Origin of the sequence: Gemella haemolysans, from assembly GCF_028308085.1 — a bacterium.
GTDB classification, from domain to species: Bacteria; Bacillota; Bacilli; order Staphylococcales; family Gemellaceae; genus Gemella; species Gemella haemolysans_D.
In genome coordinates this window covers 1-848 of the sequence record NZ_JAQMFS010000097.1, presented here as the reverse complement: position 1 = coordinate 848, position 848 = coordinate 1, and the positions used below count along the sequence as shown (strand labels likewise).

General features: G+C 42.7%; 1 protein-coding gene. It reads right to left on the bottom strand.

What is annotated here, in order from left to right:
• The coding region (locus PNO30_RS08105; protein ID WP_271987942.1) for a Rib/alpha-like domain-containing protein at nucleotides 1-848 on the bottom strand (848 nt) is incomplete at both ends.

The window sequence follows — 848 nt, the reverse complement described above, 5'->3', positions numbered from 1 at the left end:
GTTGTACCTTCTGGTAAGCCTGTTTTGTCTACACTGTCTTCTGCGTTTGGTGCTGTACCGTTATCCACTGTTTGTGGTTTTGGTTGTGGATTGTAATCGTCTTTTTGTGGTGTTACTTCTACCGTTACTGTCACTTCTTCTGTACTGTTGTCTGGGTATGTGATTAATACTTTTCCTGGTTTGTTTCCTGGTGTTGTACTTGTATCTGGTTTTTCTACCCATGTGTACGTTGTTCCTTTTGGTAAGCCTTCTGTGTCGATACTTCCTTCTGCGCTTGGGTCACTTCCGTGTTTTGCGGTTTGTCCTGGCTGTTTCGCAGTTGGGTTAAACGTATCTTTTTGTTCTTTTACCGTAATTGGGACTGTCACTTCATCTACTGTTCCGTCTGGATATGTCACTAACGCTACTGTTGGATGACTTCCTGGTGTGTTCACTACTGGTGTTTCTTTCCATGTAACTCTTGTACCTTCTGGTAAGCCTGTCTTAGCGACACTATCTTCTGCGTTTGGTACTGTTCCATTGTCGACCGTTTGTGCTTTTGGTTTTGGATCATAATCATCTTTTTGTGGTGTTACTTCAACCGTTACTGGCACTTCTTCCGTACTATTATCTGGGTATGTGATTAATACTTTTCCTGGTTTGCTTCCTGGTGTTGTATTCGTATCTGGTTTTTCTACCCATGTGTACGTTGTTCCTTTTGGTAAGCCTTCTGTGTTGATACTTCCTTCTACGCTTGGATCACTGCCGTGTTTAGCGGTTTGTCCTGGCTGTTTCGCAGTTGGGTTAAACGTATCTTTTTGTTCTTTTACTGTGATTGGAACGGTTACTTCGTCTACTGTTCCATCTGG